Here is a 22,217-nt window from a genome sequence, read left to right as displayed (position 1 = left end):
CTTACCCTGCCTACAAAACCAACCTTTTTCCTCGATCCCGTAGGCCGGGTAAGGCGTAGCCGCCACCCGGCGTTTTTTTAATACCGCACACACACCGACTTGGTTTCACACCAGCCATCCAGCCAGTCGGGGCCGAAATCGCGCCCGGTGCCAGACTGCTTCATGCCGCCGAACGGCAGGTTGGCATCTATCAGCGTGTGGCTGTTCACCCACACGGTTCCGGCCTGTAGCCTGTCGGTGTACTCCAGCGCTTTACTGATGTTCTGCGTCCAGACGCTGGCCGTTAAGCCGTATTCAGTGTCGTTCGCCAGCTGAAGCGCCTCTTCCCCGTCAGCTACACGGACCAGATTCACCACCGGCCCGAAGACCTCTTCACGCGTCAGTCGCAGATGATTATCCGGGTTGACCACCAGCGTTGGCGAAACGTAATAGCCTTTGCCGTCTGGCCCCCGGTTCCCGGCGATCAGCTCCGCATTGTGCGCCTTCGCCTCATCCAGAAACGCCTGGACCTTATCGCAGTGGGCGCGCGATACGAGTGGGTTGATAAACGCGTCCGGCGACATGCCCGGCCCGACGCTCAGGGATTTCACGGCCTGTTCAAAGCCGCTGACCAGCGTGTCGAACAGCGGAGCTTCAATATATATACGTGAACTGGCCGCGCAGACCTGCCCCTGATTCAGGAAGCTGCCGGTCATCAGCCCTTCAATCACCCACGCCGGATCGGCATCTTTCAGCACGATGGCCGGGTTTTTGCCGCCCAGTTCCAGCGTCACGCCCGTTAGCGTATCCGCCGCCGCGCGGGCAATCTGCTTGCCCGTCGCCGTCGATCCGGTAAAGCTCACTTTGGCAATGCGCGGGTGCGAGGTCAGTGCCGCGCCACAGACGGCGCCACTGCCGGTCACCACGTTGAATACGCCATCCGGGATCCCCGCCTCGCTCGCCAGTTCCGCCACCCGTAAAAGTGTGAGCGGCGTGGTTTCCGAGGGTTTGATCACGATGGAGCAACCTGCCGCCAGCGCGGGCATCACTTTCCACATGCCAATCATCAGCGGGAAGTTCCACGGCACAATCCCCGCCACGACCCCAACCGGCTCTTTACGCGTCCACGCCTGATAACGCGCGCCCTGCGGCAGTGGAATCGAGAGATCGAGGGTTTTACCGGCAATTTTGGTGGTCAGCCCTGCCGTGTAGCGCATCCAGTTCAGGGTGCAGCCCACCTCGAAGGCGCGGGAAATGTTAATCGATTTCCCCTGCTCCAGGGTTTCGAGCTGTGCCAGCTCTTCGCCATGCTGTTCCACCAGATCCGCAAACCGCAGCAGGATGCGTTCCCGCTCTGCCGGAAGCCGCCCGGCCCAGCTTCGGGCGACAAAGGCGCGCCAGCCAGACATCACCGCACGATCGACATCATCAACGCTGGCATCGGCGGTGGAGGCAATGACCTCTCCGGTCGCCGGGTTGTAGACGTTCAGACGCTTTTCGCTATCGGATGCCGCCTGACGCCCTTCGATCCACAGGCCGTGCTGGCGATCTAAAAACTGCTGCACGCCAGGCAGTACGGCGACGTGTGATTCGGACATAGGATACTCCTTCGTTATGCTTCGCAGGGTGTGTATGCAGTCTAAGAGGGGATTCGCATTCCTGCTTTTGTCTGTGTGACATTCGCTTTGCCAGCTGTGACAGGCTCCGCAAATCGTGATAATTCCCGCTTATATCGCTGTAACCGTTGAGTGTTCTTTCCTATAGTCAGCCTCGTAGCCCTGACAATATGCAACATAAATGCAACAATGCGAAAACAGTGACGGTGCAGCGAGAACATCAATGGCATGTGCAAGCGAACAGGACAATTTTCAGCAGTGGCTGGCGCAAATTAACCAGGTTTGTGGGCGCTTTGCGGCACGTCCGTTAGAGGGGGCGTTTCTCGGCGAACTGGAAACCAGCTATACCCAAAGTCTGAAGCTGAGCACGGTGACCGCCGCAGGCGTTAACCTGTTTCGCACCCGTCAGGAGATCAAAAACGGCAACGACGCCTGGTTCTACACCGTGTTTCAGCTGGAAGGCAGCGCCGGAATCGAACAGGACGACCAGCGCGCGCTGCTGAAAGCCGGGGATATCACGCTGATTGATGCCTCCCGCCCGTGCTCCATTTACTGGCAGGAGCGTTCCCGCCAGATTTCTCTGTTGCTCCCGCGACAAATCATTGAGCAACACGCGCGTTTTCAGGAAGTGAGGTGCGCGTTGCCCCTCTCCCGCAGTTTGCCTACCGTACAGCTGAGCTACCGACTATTACAGGAGAGCATGGGCAATGCCGATCTCAGCGCCAGTGAAAGCGAAGCGGCGCTGGAGGCGATGGTGTGTCTGCTGCGTCCGGCCTTCCAGCAGCATGACGAGGTGCTTCCGCGCAAGGAGCGTCAGTTCCGCCACGTTCTGTCCCTGATTGACGATCATATTCAGTCGGAGGCGTTAAGACCGGAGTGGATAGCCTCAGAGAGCGGCATGTCCGTGCGTAGCTTGTACCGCATGTTTGCCGGGAAAGGGCTGGTGGTGGCGCAGTATATTAAGAACCGTCGCCTCGATTTATGCGCTCAGGCGCTGCGTTCCATCGGCGATGACGAAAAGCTGGCGGGCATTGGCTACAGCTGGGGCTTTACCGACCATAGCCATTTTTCCACCGCCTTTAAGCAGCGTTTCGGGGTTTCGCCGGGCGAATACCGTAAGCGTTACCGCTAGTTACTTTTTCAGCCATTTGCCGTTAATCCCCTTCACGTACTCACCCGGCTGCGCGCGGGCCACCAGCTTTTGCCCCGCCATTTTCGCCACCTCGTCGACGGGCAAATTATTGCTGTCAGCAAGCTGCTGGTAACTTTCCGTGCGTGCGGCGTTGATACGGTTCACCAGCGCCAGGGTTTCAGCGTCGTGCTGAACGGGCGCAAGATAGCCGCTCAGGGTTTCCCCTACGCGCCCCTGGGTGCGCGCATCGTTGAGCGTAAGCGTGGCGGCGTGAACGTTCATCCCCAGCGCCAGTAACATCAGAGCTAATCGTTTCATGGCATCCTCAGAACAGATCGCTGCGGGATTTCAGCAGGGCTTCGACGTCTTTATCCACCTTGATATGGATTTCATGCTCGATTTTCACGTTCATGTTGATGGTGATCGGCTCTTTGGGCGCCGCCACTTCAATGCGCGGCGTGCAGCCTGACAGCAGCGCGACGACGGCCACGGTGAGTACACCAGCCCTCTTTTTCATTGTTGTTCCTCACTTTCCTTGCCTGTCGAACCGCGGAGAAGGGGTATCGCCGCATGTTGCTCAAACCATGTTTGCAGATTGTCCCCAAAGCGCAGGCTGCGCCAGAGGGTAAAAATGTTCTCTTCATGGGTGTAATTCAGGTTAACGAAACTGCTTTTGCCCTCGACGCGGCTGGTGCCTTTAATGGCCGCCTGCATGGTTAACACACCCAGATTATCCACATTGAGTTTTGTCCACGACTGCGAAATTTCCATATAGCGGAGCCAGTTGATCGCCGCCCCGGCAACCACGTTGTCTTTCACAATGGCATCCGCCGTGTCCTGGTCGATGCGCAGCGTCATCGGCCCCGGGTTGGTCAGCCAGCCATCTTTAATGATCCATTTCTCATTGTCCAGCCAGAACGGCAGCGCGCCGCTCACCGGGCCGGACATGGCAAACTGCTTCGGATTTACCGCGCTTATCAGTTCGCTGGAGGAAATATTATCCACGCGCAGTAAAGCCGGATCGTGCTGCGGCATTCTCAACTGCTGCATGGTGATTTTCCCGCCGAGCGCTTCCACCTTCACGTTGGTGAGCAGGAGCGGGTTCGCTTCGGTCCAGGGATAATCGCCCTGAAGATCCGCGGTGATATTTCGGGCTGTGACCAGGTTTTTCACCTCGTCGATTCGTAACGTTACCGGTCCGCGCGTGCCCAGTGACCAGGTGCCCTGGCTTAAGCGGAACGGCAGAACAAAATCAACGCCGTTGATTTCGTTATCCGGCATCCACGCGCTGCCCGCTTTCAGCACGCCGTGCCCCCCGGCCTCAAACCCCTGGTCGGGGGCCGCCGAGAAAGCCACCTGCGCGTACATTTCTCCGCCGCGCAGGGTCATTTTCCAGTCTGGCGGGATCAGCGGCTGGAACACTGTAAGAGACTGTTTTGGCCACCAGGCCTGACCGCGGAGGCGTTCGCCGTCCCAGCGTCCATTCACCTGGACCGGGCCGATGTCATCCGCATGAAGGTTCCCTTTAAACTGGAACACCGTCGGGTCTGTCCCGTCAACGCTGAAGGTCAAAACGGACGGCGGCAGCACGCTTCCACCCGAAAAGCGCGTTTGGCCGGCATTGAGCGCGAGCGCACCGCTAAAGGTGGGGTTATCCGGGTCCCGCGACCAGCGCACCGGGTGATCCAGCACCAGGCGCGGCTTGCTGACCAGCATCGTGCCGTACTGCAATTTGTCGAACCCCGTGGAAAGATCGGTCAGTTCGATAACGTTGTCGCGCCACTCCCCGGTTCCCCGGACATCCCAGCGCGCGTTCATCGGCGTGAAGTTCCCTTTACCCCAGTAGCGCCACTGCCACAAACCGTTGTCCGGTAAAAAGTCGTTAGCCTGGCCGTCCAGATGCAGCTCAAAATTGCCCATCTCGTTTTCATGCGCCCGCAGAATGGCTTGCAGGCGGCCGTCCACGCCCTTTTGCGTGAGCTTCACGCCCGCCAGCGGCCAGCGGATCTCATCGATATCCAGCGAGTCAATGATGCGTCCGCGCGAGCGCAATAGTGCGCCGGGTTCAAACGTAAGCTGCGGATCGTAAAGGCTGCCGGTCAGCTTCGCCGGGAGTCTGGCATACAGGATCAGATCGTTTTGCTTGGCTTCCCCGCTCAGGTGCAGCGGCATAGCGCTGTTTTCCATACTGAGCGAGCCGGGTCCGATATTCAGCACCGCGTTGCCCTTACCCGCGTCCCCCTGGGTCAGCACGTTGAGCCGCCCCGTGAAGGTGGCTTTCTCCAGCCCCTGCTGCCAGTTATCCACCTTCAGGCCGATGCGACCGCTCATCGGCATACCGGAGGCTGACCAGTTCCAGCGCCCGTCGCTGATGGTCAACTGCTGAGCGGTGATCTGCCACGGTAAATCGAGCAGCGGATCGGGGTTGTCCCGCGCCATAACCACCAGCTGGCCCTGATTATCCTCCCAGTCCAGATCGGCATCGACCAGCGAGGATAACTGTGGCACGTTAAAGGTCGCGACCGTATGCCCTTTCACCGGTACGCCGTCCGGCACCAGCGGCAGGGTAAATTCACCGACCAGCTTCACGGGCTGCGACTGGTCCGGCAGCTGCACATCGAACTGGCTGAAGGAGAGCGTCTGGCCGCGCAACTGCCCCTTAATGCTCACCTGCTCGCCTTTATAGGTGATGTCCTGGCGGGCTGGCGTGAGTGAGGCATGCAGCTCACCCTCCCACTGCTGCCAGGGAGAAAGGGTAAAACGGTGGATGGTCAGCCAGGTGTTGGGCAGGATGGCCTGCCACTGCGCCAGCGTTTTCGGCGCCACCGTAGACGGCGCCGATTGCGGTAATTTGCTCAGGCAGACAGAGTTAAGTTCAAGTGCGCCAATATCCAGATCCCAGCGGCTGGGGTGTGACAGGGTCACGTTTTCCACGCGGGCAATTTCGCACTCTTCTACCAGATAACGGAGATCGGGGATGATCAGGGCGTGGCGCGTGAGCCGAGGGCTTTTTTCAAACGCGATGCGTGTTCCAACGGGAAGCCAGATCCCGGCGAGCGTGGGCACCCACTGGGCGAGCGTCATCAGCAGCGTCAGCGGCACAAGAAATAGCAGCAGTAATAGCGCGATTGCGGCTTTGTATTTACCCTTCATGGGCAGTTAATATCCTGATTTTGCGAAATAAATAAGCCGTTCTTGCCGCTCATTGTCGCATGTTTAGCCAGTCAGTTGAAGGTAATGCCATTTTTAAGAGTAGATGCTCTACAATAATTCATAGAACTTATTGATTTCAATGAATTTTGAAAAATTGTAAGATAATTTTAAACATGCTAACGTGGTTCCAAAATCACTGGAGAAAGTCTTATGAAACTCGCGGTATATAGCACAAAGCAGTACGACAAAAAGTATCTGCAACATGTTAACGAGACGTACGGTTTCGATCTTGAATTTTTCGACTTTCTGCTGACTGAAAAGACGGCTAAAACCGCCCACGGCTGCGAAGGCGTGTGTATCTTCGTTAACGATGACGGTAGCCGACCGGTACTGGAAGAGTTGAAAAAACAGGGCGTGAAATACATTGCCCTGCGCTGCGCGGGCTTTAACAACGTCGATCTCGATGCCGCCAAAGAGCTGGGTCTGAAGGTCGTTCGCGTTCCGGCTTATTCTCCGGAAGCCGTGGCAGAACATGCCGTCGGGATGATGATGTCGCTCAACCGTCGTATTCACCGTGCTTATCAGCGTACCCGTGATGCCAATTTCTCTCTGGAAGGGCTGACCGGCTTTACTATGTACGGTAAAACCGCAGGCGTGATCGGTACCGGCAAAATTGGTGTGGCCGCCCTACGCATCCTGAAAGGATTTGGCATGCGCCTGCTGGCGTTTGATCCGTACCCAAGCGCCGCTGCGCTGGAGCTGGGCGTGGAGTATGTCGATCTGAAAACGCTCTTCTCGCAGTCTGATGTTATCTCCCTGCACTGCCCGCTGACTCCTGAAAACTATCACCTGCTTAACCAGTCGGCGTTCGACCAGATGAAAGACGGCGTGATGATCATCAATACCAGCCGCGGCGGACTGATCGACTCTCAGGCCGCTATCGAAGCGTTGAAAACGCAAAAAATCGGCGCGTTGGGTATGGACGTGTATGAGAACGAACGCGATCTGTTCTTTGAGGATAAATCTAACGACGTGATTCAGGACGACGTGTTCCGTCGCCTGTCGGCCTGCCACAACGTGTTGTTCACCGGCCACCAGGCGTTTCTGACCGCCGAAGCGCTGATCAGTATTTCGGAAACCACGCTGGGGAATTTACAGCAGCTTGATAAGGGCGAAGCGTGCCCTAACGCGATCGTTTAAGACCGTCAGGCCGGGTGGCGGTAACCTCTGCCCGGCCAATAATAAGCCCATCAGAAAAATAAGCACAGGTTAACTATTAAGATGGGTAGCGTTCATCGTAAATATAACAATCAAGGATATGACTGTTCCGGTGTGACCATATCAGAATGAGGCTCTGCTGAAGGCTGCGTGATTTGCTGCACTATCGTAACCAGTTGTTCAAAAACAGCTCTCATTTGCGTCGGGTAGGTTAAAGACAACCAGGTTGCCAGCACTGCTCCAGCCAAAAAGCCCAACTTCATACACCATCCCTAATAAATTCAGCGAGATACAAGCTTTAACGTATGTGTGGTGCCGGGTGCCTCCCGGTGAGTCGTTGGTCAGCCACCTTGACCCGCTACTGATTGCCTAAGCTACACGTGCTGTTTAGCCCCTCCGCACAGGGGGATTCACCACGCGAGAAAAATAACACAGTGCCCCGGCTGGTTTAGAAGATATTTCGTTTAAAAATAAATAATGACCATACAAAATTAATCTATAACTGTTTTCAGGAACCCTTCTACACTTTAAGCAGATATATCAGTAATAAGATTAATATAAGTCAGTTTTATTACGTCCCTAAATGCTGGGCTATTTACTTAGCCTTCACACATGTTGCCATTAGCAGAGGAGTCTGAAATATGGCATTCGTAACAACGAAAGATGGTGTCAGTATTTATTACAAAGACTGGGGTCCGAAGGATGCGCAGCCGATCGTTTTCCATCACGGCTGGCCGCTGAGCGCCGATGACTGGGATAACCAGATGCTCTTTTTCCTTGCAGAAGGCTTCCGCGTCATCGCCCTCGACCGTCGTGGTCATGGTCGTTCCGATCAGGTGAGTGAAGGTCATGATATGGATCATTATGCCTCCGACGCATCAGCCGTGGTCGAAAGCCTTGATTTGCGTAATGCCGTGCACGTCGGCCACTCCACCGGCGGAGGCCAGGTCGCCAGATACGTTGCGAAGTACGGCCAGCCTCAGGGGCGAGTGGCCAAAGCGGTACTGGTCAGCGCCGTTCCTCCGCTGATGGTAAAATCAGACACGAACCCCGGCGGTACGCCCATTGAGGTGTTCGACGGCTTCCGCCAGGCGCTGGCCGCTAACCGCGCCCAGTTTTACCTCGACGTCGCCAGCGGTCCTTTCTATGGATTTAACCGAGACGGAGCAGAGGTTTCGCAGGGAACAATCCAGAACTGGTGGCGTCAGGGTATGATCGGTAGCGCCAAAGCCCACTATGATGGCATTAAGGCATTTTCAGAAACCGACCAGACGGACGATCTCAAAGCCATCACGGTTCCCGTCCTGGTGTTGCAGGGTGATGACGATCAGGTCGTCCCGTATAAAAATGCCTCCCTTCTTCAGGATAAGCTGCTCGCAAACAGCGAGCTAAAAATCTATCCAGGCTTCCCGCACGGGATGCATACCACGCATGCAGATACCATAAATGCCGATATCCTGACGTTTATTCGCTTATAAAGACGTTGATTATCCATAAAACAACCGGGCACCACGCCCGGTTCTCTTTTGCGGCAAGAATTGAGCGACATTTCAGGAAGAAACGCTTACAGGAGTTTGATTTTTACTTCATACCCCTCCAGGCCTGTCATGGCCTCACGAGCGATAAACTCAATTTCAGATACTTCCTACCCTGTTTTTTTTCGTAATTCTGCAATTTTTTTGGCTATAAGCGCTGAAATTTCTTCCTCTGCCTTTTGCGTCATTGCGTCAACTTTCATATTTACCTCTTGCGGCCGTTTACTGTTTCCAGTATCTAACTGGTTTTAACCATAACCCTATGTAAAGCGTAGACTATCTGCGTTACGTATGCTGCCTTCACCTTGAGATGAGGGGCAGATGGGGCCATTGCATTTAAATATGCATTTAGATTGCATTATTTGAATAAGCTGTTATTGTGCCAACGCCTTAGAGCACATAAACATAAGAAAAGATTTGACTCAAACTCGCCCCGCACCAGGGGCATTTTTTTTGCTCCCTATAAGCAAAAAACCCGCCATGAGCGGGTTTCTGCGTTATTCGGAAAGATTATTTGAAGACTTCTGCTACGGCCTGGAAGTTAGGGCCATGCTCTCGAGCGGCGATGATGACATAGTATTTCCCGCCCTTCTCATCTGCCAGTTTCGAGAGTTTTTGATGAAGATCTGAAGGTGAAGAAATTTGTCCACCTGAAGCCCCTACAGATACATTGCCCAGGTATTCAAGTTTGAAGTGGTGCGCTTCATCTTTGGAAATCATATCTGCCGCAGATGCGCCAAAGCTTGCAACTGTTAAAGCCAATACACTCCCTAATAGTGCTTTTTTCATATCATTCCTCCTGTTAATAAATCTATCTATTTAACATTAGCATCAAATATGGGAATGATCCGTGCCATTGTCGTAGAGAGACTGAGCGATAAGCGTCGCCTTATTGAGCATTATTACCTGCCCTCTCTGACGCAACCTGCGATTACAGCAGGTTCATCTACTATACTGACCTGTGCAGTTAGCATTTATCTGCCCGGTTGCGCGTTAGGTAACCGAAACTTACCTGTACCATGACCATCAGGAGAACAATATGCACACGAGTAAAACCCTGAAAAGGCTGCTAGCCGTATCAGCAGTTGCAGCAATGTTCAGCACCGTTGGCGTACAAGCCCAGACGACAAGCGCCGCGCAAACTAACGCTGCGGGCCAGGCTCAATCGGACGCCAGACTCAGCTCCGGCGACGAGAAAGCGTTGAAGGACATGGCGCAGGCCAATATCAACGAAGTCGCCGCCGCCAGGCTCGCCCTGGACAAGGCCCAGACCAGTGAAGTGAAAACATTCGCCCAGAAAATGGTCGACGACCACGGCGCCGCCCTGACCAAAGTGCAGGCCGTTGCCCAGAAAAAGGGCGTAGAGCTGCCGACCGAGCCAGACGCCGCCCATAAAGCCCTGAACTCAAGGCTTGAAAACCAGCGCGGTGACGCTTTTGACAAAATGTATATGGAATATGCTGGCGTGAAGGACCACGAGAAGGTGCTGTCGAAGCTTAAGAGCGACGCCAGTAAAATCGACGATCCGGATGTGAAGGCTCTGGCCAACGAGCACACGCCAGTCGTTGAGCAGCATCTGAAGTCCGCCGAGCAGATGTCAACGCGTGCTGGCGCATCAGCCGATAAATAAGTGCGTCGGTGAAACGACTACTGCAAAATAAAGTGGGGCCCGCAGGCCCCACGCTTATTTCACCTTCCTGATGAATTATTCCGGCAACGCGTAGACAACCACCTGATCGCCTACCTGATCCTTCAGGATCGTGTTCCCGCCAGCCACGAAGGCCACATACTGCCGACCCTTATATTCATACACGGACGGGTTCGCTACCGCTGGAGCTTCTGCCTGATCGGACCACAGCTCTTCACCGCTCTCTACCGAGTAGGCACGCACTTTGGCATCCATTGAAGCACCGATGAAGATCACGCCACCCGCCGTCACTGCCGGGCCACCAATGGTAGGCGAACCCCAGCTTTCCGGCATGAAGAAGCCATACTGCTGTGAGGCGCCAACCGGACGACGCCATTTCACATCGCCCGTGTGCATGTCTATCGCCACGATTTCGCCAAATGGCGGCTGCCAGCACGGCATGCCCAGCCAGTTGCTCGCCACCAGCAGACGCATACCGTACGGGGCGCCTTCCTGTGGGGCAAAGCCGCTTTCGTTGCCGGAGTCTTTGTCCGCGTTATCGTAATCCTCACGGCTGTAGAGCTTCACGTACTGAACGATATGCGAGGTGTTGACGATGGCGATCTGTTTTTGCGGATCGAACGCCACCCCGCCCCACTGCACGCCGCCGGCGCTATCGGGATAGGTGAGCGTGCCTTCGCCTTTGGTGGTAGGCGGAGTATACATTCCCTCATAGGTCAGGTTATCCCACAGGCGAGAGCACTGGCCGCCACCGACGATATCCGCCAGCTTCCAGATTTCCGGCTTTTTCGACTGGTCGAGCAGCGGCGCAGGTTTGGTCGGGAACGGCTGTGTAGGCGAGAGAACTTCGCCCTGGACCGAACCATCACCCTGCGGAACCGGACGCTCTTCGATTGGCCATACGTCCTCCCCGGTCAGGCGGTTAACCACAAACAGGAAGCCCTGCTTGGTGGCCTGAACCAGCGCCGGGATCTGCTTGCCGTCTACGGTGATATCCATCAGCGTCGGGGCAGAGTTGATGTCGTAATCCCAGACGTCGTGGTGTACCCACTGACGGGACCAGACCACTTTACCGGTGTTGATGTCCAGCGCGGTGGTGGAGGTGCCAAGCGGAATTGCGTCGACGCGGTTGCCGCCCCAATAGTTGGGAGACGGCGATGAGACCGGGAGATAGACCAGCCCATTGGCCTCATCGGCGGACATGTGCGTCCAGACGTTAGCGGTACCGGTACGCTTGCGGATCTCTGCCGGTATCGCCTCAAAGGTCCATTCAAGCTTGCCGGTCTGGGCGTTGACAGAAAATACGGTACCCGGAGGCGCTTCGGCATAGGCCCAGTCTTTCCCGGCCCAACCCACCAGCAGATGGTTGCCGACGACGGTTGGCGGTTGCAGGACAGAGAGCGGATACTTGGCGTTAACGGTGTTCCACTGATTCAGATCCAGCACCCCGTTGTCCGCAAAGCCGCTGCACGGTTTGCCTGAATCGGCGTCCAGCGCAAAGAGCTTGCCGTCAACGGTGCCCATATAGACCATCTTCTGGCACGCCTCTCCCTTCACCGGATTTTTGGCCTGCCAGTAGGAAACGCCGCGGTTTTTCAGCACCGGCTGGGTCAGTGCCTTGCGCGACGATTTGGTGTCATAGTGCCACTTCTCTTTACCCGTGCCCGGATCCAGCGCAATCAGGCGATCGAAAGGGGTACCGATGTAGAGCGTGTCGTTAGCGAAAATGGGCGTTGCGGACCACACGGTCGCTGGCGTATCACCTTTACCATCCGAGACGTCGCCGGTATGGAACTCCCAGACTTTCGTTAATTTACTGACGTTATCCGCCGTGATCTGGGTAAGCGGGCTGTATTTCTGCGCGTTAAGCTGGCCGTGGAAGCTGTCCCAGGTTGGCGTGCCGGGCACCAGCGGCGTCGCTGGCTGGCTGGCCGAGGCGACTTTCTTTCCGTCACCGCTACCGGTTGAGGCATCGTCTGTGGTTTTTGTGGTTCCAGGCGCCTGCTGATCGGCCGCATCAATATTCAGTGATTCCTGGGTCCCCTGAGAGGCCTCAGCGGCTTTATCCTGCGCCTGCAGCGCGAACGGGGTGACCAGCAGCGCCAGCGCCGTCATGCTGACTTTTATGAAGGGATAATGCTTATCGTTATGCACGGGCGGCTCCTCAGGTTCTGACGGAATGGTTGTAACGGGCGGAATGGCTGCTCAGCATAATCAGACCAATCAGGCCGACCACCATGGCTGCCGTTATGATGTACTGGTGCAGCAGCGCGGCGGCAAAACCAATACCCGCCAACACCACCAGGGTGACAATAATCAGGAAAACACGCGCCCCGCGCCCCGATGCCGCACGTAACACAAAGATCAGTATCGCCAGCACCGCGCTGGCAATGGCCACGCCCAGTGCGCCAATGGTGCCTGTGACGCCGGTAAGCGGCGTCCACCAGGCGTATAGCGCCACCGCGAAGCCTATAACCGCGGCCAACAGCAGCAAAATAGTGCCGACGCGCGAAGATTGAGAATGCAACATACCAGGAATCCCCCTCTAAAAAATGCAAAATGGACCAACATTAAGGCGTTTTCGTGGATATATGTCCCTGCTGTTCGCGCGTGCAATGGCTATTAAAACAACGCGACGTGAAAAACGGCGGCATATTTCCCTAAACGTAACTGAGTATAGAAGAGGATTTTTTAAAGGGGCGTTTATCCGGCGAGTCCCCTTCCTCACGTTGAGCCCATAAGGCAGTGTGTTTCGCTAAAAACGCTCGGGCGAGGTTTATTGTCTGCTTTGAGCGAGGGACGAACGCTGGGGTGTAAAAAAAAATCGCCAGATGGGGTAGTAAAGGCTAGATTTAATTCAGGCATAACTGGTATGACCACATAAATAAGGCTCTATGAATGCGTTCAGTCATAATACCCGTCAATGAAGGTGGATTTCTGGCAGCCACAATTTGGGAAAGAAGCGATGCCAAAGCGATAGTGCTCCTTCATCCGGCAACGGCGGTTGTACAGGGGTTTTATAAGGGATTCGCAGAATATCTTTTTAACAGAGGATTCAACGTCCTCACATACGATTATCGCGGCACCGGCCTCTCTAAATCCGGGCTGGTCCGTACTTACCGCGTTTCTATGTCTGACTGGATCGACCAGGACGTCGGATGTATAACCGCCTGGGCTAAAGCACATTTTCCAGGGCTTAGCCTGTTGGCGGTAGGACACAGTGTGGGCGGGCATGCCGTTCTGCTTTCAACAGCCACCCACGCCCTGCAAGCTGCGGTCATTGTAGCCTCACATGCCGGGGTGACGAGCACCATCAAACGCACTACAGAAAAGGTGCGTGTCTGGTGCGTATTACGTGTTCTGGCTCCGATTCTGTGCCGTATCTTCGGTTACATGCCTGCCAGGCGCCTGGGGCTGGGTGAAGATTTACCGGCGCCAGTCATGCTTCAATGGGGGCGCTGGAGCGCAATGCCTGGATATTTCTACGATGATCCACACTGGAATGCACGCCAACGGGCAAGTGAGATCACCCTACCCGTGCTGGTAATGGGATTTGATGACGATCCCTGGGCTAACCGTGAAGCTATTGCGCGGCTGATGGAGCCGGTGCAACAAGCAAAAATAGAACGCTGCGAGATACGGCACGCAGAGTTTGGTCTTTCGTCCATTGGGCATATGGGATTTTTTCGTACGCGATGTGCGGAGAAATTATGGCCCGTCGTCGGTCAATGGCTGGAGAGTCAGTGCCCGGATTGAACGACGCGTGAACATGACCTTTCTGAGTATTCAACATATTAAAACCTGCCGGCATAAAAATTTGGAAATTTAACGGAAATGGTTAAGCTTCTTAGACACATGCTTAAGGGATAGTCAGGAAATGATTGTTAACTGTATGGTCTACCGTTCAGGCCACCCCGCCGAAACCGTAGATATTGAGGATATCAGTGAAGTCATCCAGGATACCGATGCGTTTATCTGGCTGGGGCTTTGGCAGCCTGAACCTGCGTTTATGTACAAAGTCCAGGAGGAGTTCGGTCTGCACGATCTGGCCGTTGAGGATGCGCTTAATGCACATCAGCGGCCTAAAATAGAGCGCTATGGCAGCTCGGCATTTATCGTTGTAAAAACCGTCAGTGGACAGGACGACAATATTGAGTTTGGCGAAACGCATTTGTTTGTGGGCCGAAACTTCCTTATTACGGTGCGCCATGGTGCTTCAGTGAGCTATGCACCTATACGCGCCCGTGCTGCTGAGGCCCCGGACATGCTTTCGTACGGTCCGGCTTATCCTCTTTACTGTATTCTGGATTTTATTGTTGACAGTTATGCAGAGCTGACTGCGCGCCTCAACACCAAAATTGGTGATATAGAAGCGACACTTTTTCACAGTGAATTTGACCGTGAAGCTATTCAGGACGTGTATTCCCTCCGCCGTAATCTACTCGGGCTTCGCAACGCCGCTCAGCCAGTAGAAGAAATCTGTACAGAGCTTATCCGCATTCATGAAGAACTTATTCCAAAACCCCTCAGGGCGTATTTCAGAGATATTCAGGATCACGCAAGCCATGTAGTAACGGATGTAAATGACATGCGTGAGCTGCTAAGCAGCGCGATGCACGTTAACCTGGCACTGGTTTCAGTGCAGCAAAACGAAGTCGTGAAGAAACTGGCCGGTTGGGGGGCCATCCTCGTGATCCCGACGGTAGTCTTTAGCATGTATGGTATGAACTTCGAACATATGCCGGAACTGAAGACGCTCTTTGGTTATCCGGCTACGGTCGCTGTCACGCTGGGAGCCTGTGTATTACTGTGGCTTCGGCTCAAACGCTCTCGCTGGCTTTGATTGATAAGCGATCTGATAGTTTTTGGTGTCGTGAAGTACAGTAAAGCCTCACGCTTATGTCGATTATGCCACGACACCATACCCTATCCGTTATTTCCCCTGCATATGTCGGTACATTCCTGTTCACCGGGACCCGGTTTCTCAATCCGGGATCGCCCGCTCCACCGTTTATAAAATCCTGAAAAACGAGGCTATCACAGGGCAAGGTCACTCGTTATTCTAAATTATCAAACCACATCGATAATTATTATATTTGTTTATGATTCATTGAGCTCAGATGTGAATTTATATTTACGGACGTAAACATTATTTTTTCACACATGGATGGTTAATATGAAAAGGGTTTTTATGACGGCTGCATTAACGGGTTTATTTGTCAGTAATAATCCGTATGCAGGAGAAAGCTATCTGGTCTATAACCCACATAATATTGCGGTATTTGAAGTGCGTTTCTTTAATGTTGCCGACGGCCCCTTTATGCCGGACTGGCCGAATGCGTCTGAGTCAACCTGGGATCTTGGCCAGCAACAAAAAGAAAAAATACTCGATGCTATGCGTTACTGGGCTGAGGTTATTACCCCCAGCCCGGGGCAACTGCCTGCCATTATCAATGTGGGGACGTTTAACGACGAGAATGCCGCAGGTTCCAGCGATTCAGTTACCGACGGCATTATAAGTCTGACGCAGTTGCAAGGCGCATTGAACGGCATTGATACCGGAGAGCTGACCTTTGGTTCCCACGCCCAATTCATCATGGGCAAACTGGATTTTGATAACGTTCCCTATGTGCCCGCGCAATTGCCGCGCACTGGAAAGGCCGATCTGGTCAGCGTCGCTGTTCATGAGCTGGCACATGGACTGGGAATATCCAATATGGTTACCGATCTGCAAGGAAGTGGCACATTCACGCCCGCTTTCGATACCGTGCCTTTTGGCTCCTGGACCAGCCATCTGCGCGATGACCGTGGCAATCCTGCCCGGCCAGGGCAAGTAATATTGTGTAATGGATGCAATAACAGATGGGATCCACAAGGCTTTGATGTACGGCTTGATAAAGGCTATTTCACCGGCAGGCATGTGGATGAAGTCCTTGCAGGCGCCATGCCTGGCGTGCCGGTGAAAATGTTAGCAGACGACGGCTCGGTCGATGATAACTACATGAGCCATATCGAGCTGAAAAACAGCATGATGAGCCATCAGAACTACCGCAATTACACCACGTTTATGGAAGCGGAACTGGCGTTGCTGCAGGATATGGGATATCAGATTGACCGGCGTAACTTTTTCGGTTTTTCGCTATATGGCAACGGGCAAACGCTCGTTAACCGCAATGGCTATTTTCAGCGTAATCAGCAGGCGGATGGCTATCTGGCTGGTCAATACAATACCGCTAATCTGGGAGTTGGCCTGCATGTGTATGGCAGTAATAACCATATCTTTCAACAAGCGGACCTGTTGACGTCAGGGGCTGGCGGCGCGGGCATCCGTATAGATGGGCAAAATAACACCCTGAGCATCGATCCCGGTGTACGGATATACGCCGATGGCGTTAATGGCCGTGGAGTGATGTTTGCCTACGGTAAACAGCACAGCCTTATTCAACGTGGCGACGTTCAGGCACTGGGAGCCAGTGGCGTCGGTATCAGTTTTGATTTTGGCAATAACCTCCTGGGTAACGAGGTGGACTATCGTGGATCCTGGCTTCATATCGTGGACGGCTATTACGATGCGTTATTACCCGAGTTGCAGGGAGCGCTGGTAGACAATGCCGACATCAGCGGACGGGTTGCCGGTAAAGGCGCGGCGATTTATATATCACCGAACGCGCTGGTCGGTAATATAAATATATTAACGGGTGCCCGGCTGGAGGGTGATATTTATTCGGACTACGCCCAGCGGGATGACTATGGCCAACAGCGGTTAACGCTGCTTACCTTCGGTCGGAAGGCCAATGCGTACGGGCAAGCGACGGAAGCTGCCGATGCTGATTTCAGCTTTACGTACCGCGGAAACATTGAAGGTATCAATAATCTGGCACTGGACGCGCACGGAGGGAAAACCTCGCTTAATGGCGATTTCCAGATTTACAGCATGACTATCGCGCCAGGTGCCAGCCTGTCCGGCAACGCCAGCTATACGCTTAATGAGGAAGGCCGCTTTGTAAATAACGGGATCCTTGCGCCGGGTAATTCACTTGGGCAAATCAATATATCCGGTGCTTATCAACAGGGGAATACCGGGCAGTTGTTGTTGGAAGTCGACGGGCGCGGCAGGCATGATACTCTGCGAGTGGACGGTCACGCACAATTTGACGGTCAACTGACGTTTGCGCCGCAGCCGGACTGGTACGCAACAAACTGGCGTCTGAATACGCAAGATTTGCTAAAAACGGACGCTTCCGACGGCAATTTCAGTGCGGTGAACAGCGTGCTCCGTTCACCCACGCTAACGCTGCAAACAACGCCACAGGGAAAGAATGGCTGGCAGCTCTCAATGCTGCGCGCTTCAAACGCATACAGCCGGTATGCGCAGGACGCTAATGCGCGTCAGGTAGGGCAAGCGCTGGATAAAATTGTGGCGGAAGCTAAGTCGGATATACAACCGCTGTACCGTACTCTGGATTTCTCAGCCACTGATGGCGGGAGTATCAGCAATGCCTTGCCGCAACTTTCTGCGGGCGCCTACAGCGCCATGTTCGCAAGTTCCCTGCAGCGTGAACAGCAGATAGCGCGGATCGTTGGCGGGCCAAATCCTGTGGTTATGCCGAAGCAACTGACGGAAGGCGAATGGCGCAGCTTTGCCATACCCTTTGGCGGCGGCTTCTGGCAACAGCGTCAGGGTGACAGTGTAGGGTACGACGCCAGCAGTTATGGCATTGTATTCGGTGCTGAAAAACAAAACGATGAGAATCACAACTGGATTTATGGCTTTCATGGTGCGGTCAGCGGTCAGTCGGTGACGGTGAAATCACCAGAAACCGCGACCGGGAAAACCACTGCTTTCGATCTGGGTGTTCATGCTCGTTACGGCGCTGAAAGGTCCGAAGGAATGTATTTATTCGGCACTGGCCGATTGGGTATTGAAGACAGCTGGCTGGACAGAAACATTAATGTAGAAACTTACGGAGCAAGCCACCATGCCACCTGGACCGGATTGTCAGGTTCTGTTACGGCCGGCGGAGGCTATCGATGGGCGCTGAATAATAATGTGAACGCCGGACCGGTAACGTCATTGAATTACACCACATTACATCGTCCCGGCGTGAAGGAAAGCGGCAATGACGGCAGCCGACTGATGCTGGGTTCGCAGACCTTCGATTCTCTGAGATCACGTATCGGGGTGAATGGTAACTGGAATGTACCCCTCGCTTCAGGGGCATCGTTCGCAGCTGAGCTGCAGCTCAGCTGGGATCATGAACTGCTTGATGGCAACGTAGTGCAACAAGCCTCTTTCGCCAACTATCGAAGCACAGGGTTTAGTTCCAGGAATCAGGTGACTGGTCGTGACACTCTGGGTGTTAAGGCAGGTATGAGCTATAAAATCAACGCTGATGTCGAATTGGGCATCGGGGTTGAAAGCGAAATGTTTCGTTCTGGCTATGACTCGATTGCAGGTAATCTTTCAGCCACCTGGCGTTTCTGATGCCTGAGGACGAGAAAATAATAGGACTGGCCCTGTCCCCGGCGTTGCCGGGGTATTCCTGAAGGCTTTTGATATCAAAAATGGCTTGTGTCGCCCTGGCCATGCTCACCTGAACCTTTAACCCGCTTAAGCTGGATCTCTTCACCACGTTGCCAGGCATCCGCTCCCTTAGCAACTGGGTGCGCCACAATATCCTTACGTTCTTCTTTGATGGCTTGCGTGCTCACGTCAAAGCGTCGATCTCTGTCCGCCAGAAGTTTAGGGTCTAACTGCCCTTCCCCGGTAAAGCCCATCATCAGTGCCGGAATGCCGAGCGGCAGCTTTTTATCGCGGTCGGTGTGCCAGGTATGCCAGGTCTTGCCGTAGGTATTCACAATTTTGCTCATCAATGCTTTGTCAGCCACTGCAGGTAAACCTGGAGCAATCAGGCTGCCGGATTTCACTTCATATTGATGGCTGTGCCACAATTTTTTTTCTTCCGGCGGCAGTGTGTTAAACAAACGCTCACTAATGATGTACTCAACGCCCATTAAACGGGCATCTTTGGTGTTACCGTCGTAGATCACCGCCTGCATCACGTCTTCATTCAACACGGTTACATAATGATGGGCTTCCATCTGGCCATTTTTATCCCCGCTATAAAAATGGAAACCGTCAAGGTAGGCACTCATTGCATCAATGGGCGGACGGGACTGGATAAGCTGAGCACCGGCTTCAAGCGTGCTCGTCCCGACGGAGGTTTTTACACCCGGAACAGGCGTATTTGAAGGGGTATTGTTCGCGCCACAACCCACTAACGTCAGGCTCGACAATAATAAAAGCGATAATGGTTTCATTGACCCTCCCTGTAAAAGTCACTTTACTGAAAGTAGTACATTCGCGCAGACACGCCAGGAGAGTTTTTATTAAACCATCCGGCAAACTGGCGTACGTTCCGTTTAAGAACACCATTTAAATACTGGCAGAAAGAGCATCAGAGATTTTTCAGCCGCGAAGGCCATTTTTCTGAAGATATGGAGTTGATCGCAGAAGAGTTTGAAGTGGTTGAGATCCTGTAGGACAAAGTAAAGGGGCTGGCGTTTGATCAATTGCCATTTATATCAATGTCCGCTTCTGGCACAAAACAGCCATTAACATTCATCGAATTCTCAGTAAATCTGAATACCGGGTCGTATACCGCGGCGAAAGCATTTCACGCTTCATCTGCCATTGCTGCTGTATGCCCTGCCCGGCAAAATAAAGCGTACCCTTTCCATCTTTCGCGTTCAGACGATCCAGCACTTCCATCAGCTTTTCACTTCCGGCACGCGGCGCGCTATTGTCAAACAAATTGAGCTGGGCAACGCCCTGGCTGAAGAAGTCCCCGAGCATAATGCCGGCTTTCTGGTAGCGGTGGCCCTCCTTCCAGATTTTGTCGAGGCACTTTACCGCGGCGTTGATAATGTCGCGGGAGTCCTGAGTGGGTGTGAGAAGCGTCATTGAGGCACTGTTGCCGTAATAGGGTTCGTTCAGAGCGAACGGAGAGGTCTTTACGAACGCCGAGATAAAGCGGCAATACTGGTGCTCGCCACGTAACTTCTCAGCGCCACGGGCCGCATAGCTGCATATAGCCTGGCGCACCTGCTCGTATTCTGTCACGCGCTCACCGAATGACCGACTACAGACGATCTCCTGCTTTGTCGGTGCAAACTCTTCCAGATCGAGGCACGGCTCGCCGCGCAGCTCCCGGACCGTTCGCTCCAGCACTACATTGAAGTGCTTGCGGATAATCCACGTGCTCTGCTCTGAGAGATCCAGCGCCGTTTTGATACCCATCGCATTGAGCTTCTTGCTGATGCGCCTGCCCACGCCCCATACGTCCTCTACAGGCACGATAGCCAACAACCGGCGCTGGCGGTCGATATTGGATAAATCAACCACCCCACCCGTCTGCTGCTGCCATTTCTTCGCCGCGTGATTTGCCAGCTTCGCCAGCGTCTTCGTCTGGGCTATGCCAACGCCGACCCTCAGGTGCGTACGCTTCAAAACCGTTTCGCGGATCTCCTTGCCAAAATCAGTCAGGTCCCGGCAATTACGAACCCCGGTGAGATCACAAAAGGCCTCATCAATGGAATATATTTCGACGCGAGGGCTTATTTCTTCCAGCGTGGTCATTACCCGGCTGGACATGTCAGCGTAAAGTTCGTAGTTACTGCTGAAGCAAACCACGCCGGCGCGCCGGAACAGGTCTTTCTGCTTAAAGTATGGCGCCCCCATGGTAACGCCAGCGGCTTTGGCCTCTGCGCTGCGCGCTATCACGCAACCGTCGTTATTTGAGAGGACAACCACCGGTCGGCCTCTCAAATCTGGCCTGAATACCGTCTCGCATGATGCATAGAATGAATTCACATCACAGAGCGCAAACATATCAGCTGGCCGATTTAACAATAAAAGTGACCACACCAAAAATGTCCAGCGTGTCTTCACTGCCAACGATAATCGGTGAATAAGCGCTGTTCATCGGATTGAGTTGAACATTAGGCCGCAGTTGCAGGCGCTTAACGGTGAATTCCCCTTCCACCGCGGCGATGACGATATCGCCGTGCTCAGCCGTTCGGGAACTATCGACCACCAGTAAATCGCCGTCGCTTATTCCCCCTTCAATCATTGAATCACCCGCGGCTTTAACGAAATACGTCGAGCTGGGGTGGGCAACCAGAAGTTCATTAAGATCAATGCGCTGCTCCACATAATCGGCAGCCGGGCTTGGGAATCCGCACTGAACTAAATCACTGAAAAGTGGAAGCGCGATAATCTCACGCAGTTCTGTAGGTCTGATAAATTCCATTACGCATACCTCTAATACTGTTTTTATATACAGTAGTTTTGTTTTGAAGCACGCGCAAGGCAGCTGAACCGTAGCGACTGTTTAAACCTTCACCGTTTCGTTTGTAAGTTTCTCTCTGGCTTCAAATTATGGTTTTTGTAAATTTACGATTAAACGCTTCGACTGCTCGTTTTAAAGGCTAAATGAATAGATTGTCATCAACATAAACAAGGTGAAGGGCGGCATGGCATTTCTTTAGCCGGAATGCCGTTTGACTGTACCCATATACAGTAGTATTTTTACGTGCAGACAGAATCGCACAATTAATATTCATAGGGAAAAAATAATGTTTGTTGAACTGGTTTATGACAAGCGAAACGTACAGGGGCTGGAGGGAGCCAGGGAGATAATTCTGGCTGAACTGACAAAACGTGTGCACCGGATTTTTCCTGATGCCAGCGTGACGGTTAAGCCAATGCAGGCGAATGGCCTGAATAGCGATGCCAGCAAAAGCGACCGGGAAAAGCTGAACCGTATGCTTGAGGAAATGTTTGAAGAGTCGGACATGTGGCTGACGCAAGAGTAACAAGGTTAACAAATACCAGCCCACCGGGGAAAAACCGGGCGCAATGCCCGGTTCTGTTT

18 protein-coding genes and 2 pseudogenes are annotated in these 22,217 nt (G+C 53.7%); 9 read left to right on the top strand and 11 right to left on the bottom strand.

Annotated features, from left to right (window positions below; all coding sequences use genetic code 11):
• Positions 1 to 77: 77 nt before the first annotated feature.
• Positions 78 to 1,577: an aldehyde dehydrogenase family protein gene (locus tag ACOTXC_RS00545; RefSeq protein ID WP_022648012.1), complete on the bottom strand. Its 1,500-nt coding sequence runs from the start codon at positions 1,575 to 1,577 to the stop codon at positions 78 to 80.
• A gap of 241 nt (positions 1,578 to 1,818) precedes the next feature.
• On the opposite strand from ACOTXC_RS00545, the gene feaR reads away from it, so the two are divergent.
• Positions 1,819 to 2,727 (top strand): transcriptional regulator FeaR, encoded by a 909-nt coding sequence (feaR, locus tag ACOTXC_RS00540; RefSeq protein ID WP_023300024.1) that lies wholly within the window; start codon positions 1,819 to 1,821, stop codon positions 2,725 to 2,727.
• On the opposite strand, the gene ACOTXC_RS00535 is transcribed toward feaR, so the two are convergent.
• Genes ACOTXC_RS00535 through ACOTXC_RS00525 form a run of 3 tightly spaced genes read right to left on the bottom strand, consistent with a single transcriptional unit; the run spans position 2,728 to position 5,880 of the window.
• Entirely contained in the window at positions 2,728 to 3,045 is a 318-nt protein-coding gene (locus ACOTXC_RS00535) for a YdbL family protein (RefSeq protein ID WP_022648010.1), read from the bottom strand.
• Positions 3,046 to 3,052: 7 nt separating this feature from the next.
• A complete protein-coding gene (locus tag ACOTXC_RS00530; RefSeq protein ID WP_003857369.1) occupies positions 3,053 to 3,244 on the bottom strand; it encodes a YnbE family lipoprotein in 192 nt (63 codons plus the stop codon).
• The gene (locus ACOTXC_RS00525; protein ID WP_421767287.1) at positions 3,241 to 5,880 is read right to left on the bottom strand and encodes a YdbH family protein; all 2,640 of its coding nucleotides are present in this window, start codon (positions 5,878 to 5,880) and stop codon (positions 3,241 to 3,243) included. Before ACOTXC_RS00525 ends, ACOTXC_RS00530 begins: the two co-directional genes overlap by 4 nt.
• A 210-nt stretch (positions 5,881 to 6,090) precedes the next feature.
• Here ACOTXC_RS00525 and ACOTXC_RS00520 point away from each other — a divergent pair, with 210 nt between their 5' ends.
• Positions 6,091 to 7,080, top strand: coding sequence for a 2-hydroxyacid dehydrogenase (locus ACOTXC_RS00520; protein ID WP_003857375.1), 990 nt, complete (start codon positions 6,091 to 6,093; stop codon positions 7,078 to 7,080).
• A 659-nt stretch (positions 7,081 to 7,739) separates the two neighbouring features.
• Positions 7,740 to 8,576: an alpha/beta fold hydrolase gene (locus tag ACOTXC_RS00515; RefSeq protein ID WP_250116497.1), complete on the top strand. Its 837-nt coding sequence runs from the start codon at positions 7,740 to 7,742 to the stop codon at positions 8,574 to 8,576.
• A gap of 86 nt (positions 8,577 to 8,662) precedes the next feature.
• Here the strand turns inward: ACOTXC_RS00515 and ACOTXC_RS00510 are convergent.
• Positions 8,663 to 8,836, bottom strand: a pseudogene (locus tag ACOTXC_RS00510) (GnsA/GnsB family addiction module toxin).
• A 307-nt stretch (positions 8,837 to 9,143) separates the two neighbouring features.
• Positions 9,144 to 9,422, bottom strand: coding sequence for a DUF1471 domain-containing protein (locus tag ACOTXC_RS00505; protein WP_003857380.1), 279 nt, complete (start codon positions 9,420 to 9,422; stop codon positions 9,144 to 9,146).
• 250 nt (positions 9,423 to 9,672) lie between these two features.
• On the opposite strand from ACOTXC_RS00505, the gene ACOTXC_RS00500 reads away from it, so the two are divergent.
• On the top strand, positions 9,673 to 10,263 hold the full coding sequence (locus ACOTXC_RS00500) for a DUF4142 domain-containing protein (RefSeq protein WP_063849247.1): 591 nt from the start codon (positions 9,673 to 9,675) through the stop codon (positions 10,261 to 10,263).
• A 75-nt stretch (positions 10,264 to 10,338) separates the two neighbouring features.
• Here ACOTXC_RS00500 and ACOTXC_RS00495 read toward each other — a convergent pair whose 3' ends face one another.
• A complete protein-coding gene (locus ACOTXC_RS00495) occupies positions 10,339 to 12,435 on the bottom strand; it encodes a pyrroloquinoline quinone-dependent dehydrogenase (RefSeq protein ID WP_022648004.1) in 2,097 nt (698 codons plus the stop codon).
• A gap of 10 nt (positions 12,436 to 12,445) precedes the next feature.
• Positions 12,446 to 12,811: a hypothetical protein gene (locus ACOTXC_RS00490; RefSeq protein ID WP_023300020.1), complete on the bottom strand. Its 366-nt coding sequence runs from the start codon at positions 12,809 to 12,811 to the stop codon at positions 12,446 to 12,448.
• 368 nt (positions 12,812 to 13,179) lie between these two features.
• Between ACOTXC_RS00490 and ACOTXC_RS00485 the strand changes: the two genes are divergently transcribed.
• The 3 genes from ACOTXC_RS00485 to ACOTXC_RS00475 all read left to right on the top strand — a co-directional run bounded on the left by ACOTXC_RS00485 (position 13,180) and on the right by ACOTXC_RS00475 (position 18,766).
• Positions 13,180 to 14,037: an alpha/beta fold hydrolase gene (locus tag ACOTXC_RS00485; RefSeq protein WP_038415997.1), complete on the top strand. Its 858-nt coding sequence runs from the start codon at positions 13,180 to 13,182 to the stop codon at positions 14,035 to 14,037.
• Between the two features lie 121 nt (positions 14,038 to 14,158).
• Positions 14,159 to 15,124 (top strand): magnesium and cobalt transport protein CorA, encoded by a 966-nt coding sequence (locus ACOTXC_RS00480; RefSeq protein ID WP_022648001.1) that lies wholly within the window; start codon positions 14,159 to 14,161, stop codon positions 15,122 to 15,124.
• A 333-nt stretch (positions 15,125 to 15,457) separates the two neighbouring features.
• Positions 15,458 to 18,766 (top strand): autotransporter outer membrane beta-barrel domain-containing protein, encoded by a 3,309-nt coding sequence (locus ACOTXC_RS00475; protein ID WP_421767286.1) that lies wholly within the window; start codon positions 15,458 to 15,460, stop codon positions 18,764 to 18,766.
• Between the two features lie 74 nt (positions 18,767 to 18,840).
• Here the strand turns inward: ACOTXC_RS00475 and ACOTXC_RS00470 are convergent, their stop codons facing one another.
• A complete protein-coding gene (locus ACOTXC_RS00470; protein WP_023300017.1) occupies positions 18,841 to 19,602 on the bottom strand; it encodes an OBAP family protein in 762 nt (253 codons plus the stop codon).
• A 117-nt stretch (positions 19,603 to 19,719) separates the two neighbouring features.
• Between ACOTXC_RS00470 and ACOTXC_RS00465 the strand changes: the two are divergent.
• Positions 19,720 to 19,824, top strand: a pseudogene (locus ACOTXC_RS00465) (ASCH domain-containing protein); the annotation flags it as partial.
• 79 nt (positions 19,825 to 19,903) lie between these two features.
• On the opposite strand, the gene ACOTXC_RS00460 reads toward ACOTXC_RS00465, so the two are convergent.
• A complete protein-coding gene (locus tag ACOTXC_RS00460) occupies positions 19,904 to 21,172 on the bottom strand; it encodes a Y-family DNA polymerase (RefSeq protein ID WP_032671166.1) in 1,269 nt (422 codons plus the stop codon).
• A gap of 1 nt (position 21,173) precedes the next feature.
• On the bottom strand, positions 21,174 to 21,593 hold the full coding sequence (locus ACOTXC_RS00455) for a translesion error-prone DNA polymerase V autoproteolytic subunit (RefSeq protein ID WP_045621679.1): 420 nt from the start codon (positions 21,591 to 21,593) through the stop codon (positions 21,174 to 21,176).
• Positions 21,594 to 21,918: 325 nt separating this feature from the next.
• Here ACOTXC_RS00455 and ACOTXC_RS00450 point away from each other — a divergent pair, with 325 nt between their 5' ends.
• The gene (locus ACOTXC_RS00450; protein WP_006808847.1) at positions 21,919 to 22,158 is read left to right on the top strand and encodes a DinI family protein; all 240 of its coding nucleotides are present in this window, start codon (positions 21,919 to 21,921) and stop codon (positions 22,156 to 22,158) included.
• The last annotated feature ends 59 nt before the right edge of the window (positions 22,159 to 22,217 follow it).

Source organism: Enterobacter cloacae complex sp. IR5428 (assembly GCF_049238585.1).
GTDB lineage: Bacteria > Pseudomonadota > Gammaproteobacteria > Enterobacterales > Enterobacteriaceae > Enterobacter > Enterobacter intestinihominis.
Note: the sequence above shows the minus strand (reverse complement) of the source record. Positions and strands in the feature narration are given on the sequence as shown.

What these genes read in the sequence shown, in the direction of transcription:
- ACOTXC_RS00475 (WP_421767286.1), top strand. Translation starts at nt 15,458, where the DNA reads ATGAAAAGGGTTTTTATGACGGCTGCATTAACGGGTTTATTTGTCAGT.
- ACOTXC_RS00530 (WP_003857369.1), bottom strand. Translation starts at nt 3,244, where the DNA reads ATGAAAAAGAGGGCTGGTGTACTCACCGTGGCCGTCGTCGCGCTGCTG.
- feaR (WP_023300024.1), top strand. Translation starts at nt 1,819, where the DNA reads ATGGCATGTGCAAGCGAACAGGACAATTTTCAGCAGTGGCTGGCGCAA.
- ACOTXC_RS00520 (WP_003857375.1), top strand. Translation starts at nt 6,091, where the DNA reads ATGAAACTCGCGGTATATAGCACAAAGCAGTACGACAAAAAGTATCTG.
- ACOTXC_RS00525 (WP_421767287.1), bottom strand. Translation starts at nt 5,880, where the DNA reads ATGAAGGGTAAATACAAAGCCGCAATCGCGCTATTACTGCTGCTATTT.
- ACOTXC_RS00480 (WP_022648001.1), top strand. Translation starts at nt 14,159, where the DNA reads ATGATTGTTAACTGTATGGTCTACCGTTCAGGCCACCCCGCCGAAACC.
- ACOTXC_RS00490 (WP_023300020.1), bottom strand. Translation starts at nt 12,811, where the DNA reads ATGTTGCATTCTCAATCTTCGCGCGTCGGCACTATTTTGCTGCTGTTG.
- ACOTXC_RS00470 (WP_023300017.1), bottom strand. Translation starts at nt 19,602, where the DNA reads ATGAAACCATTATCGCTTTTATTATTGTCGAGCCTGACGTTAGTGGGT.
- ACOTXC_RS00460 (WP_032671166.1), bottom strand. Translation starts at nt 21,172, where the DNA reads ATGTTTGCGCTCTGTGATGTGAATTCATTCTATGCATCATGCGAGACG.
- ACOTXC_RS00515 (WP_250116497.1), top strand. Translation starts at nt 7,740, where the DNA reads ATGGCATTCGTAACAACGAAAGATGGTGTCAGTATTTATTACAAAGAC.
- ACOTXC_RS00535 (WP_022648010.1), bottom strand. Translation starts at nt 3,045, where the DNA reads ATGAAACGATTAGCTCTGATGTTACTGGCGCTGGGGATGAACGTTCAC.
- ACOTXC_RS00545 (WP_022648012.1), bottom strand. Translation starts at nt 1,577, where the DNA reads ATGTCCGAATCACACGTCGCCGTACTGCCTGGCGTGCAGCAGTTTTTA.
- ACOTXC_RS00500 (WP_063849247.1), top strand. Translation starts at nt 9,673, where the DNA reads ATGCACACGAGTAAAACCCTGAAAAGGCTGCTAGCCGTATCAGCAGTT.
- ACOTXC_RS00505 (WP_003857380.1), bottom strand. Translation starts at nt 9,422, where the DNA reads ATGAAAAAAGCACTATTAGGGAGTGTATTGGCTTTAACAGTTGCAAGC.
- ACOTXC_RS00450 (WP_006808847.1), top strand. Translation starts at nt 21,919, where the DNA reads ATGTTTGTTGAACTGGTTTATGACAAGCGAAACGTACAGGGGCTGGAG.
- ACOTXC_RS00455 (WP_045621679.1), bottom strand. Translation starts at nt 21,593, where the DNA reads ATGGAATTTATCAGACCTACAGAACTGCGTGAGATTATCGCGCTTCCA.
- ACOTXC_RS00485 (WP_038415997.1), top strand. Translation starts at nt 13,180, where the DNA reads ATGCGTTCAGTCATAATACCCGTCAATGAAGGTGGATTTCTGGCAGCC.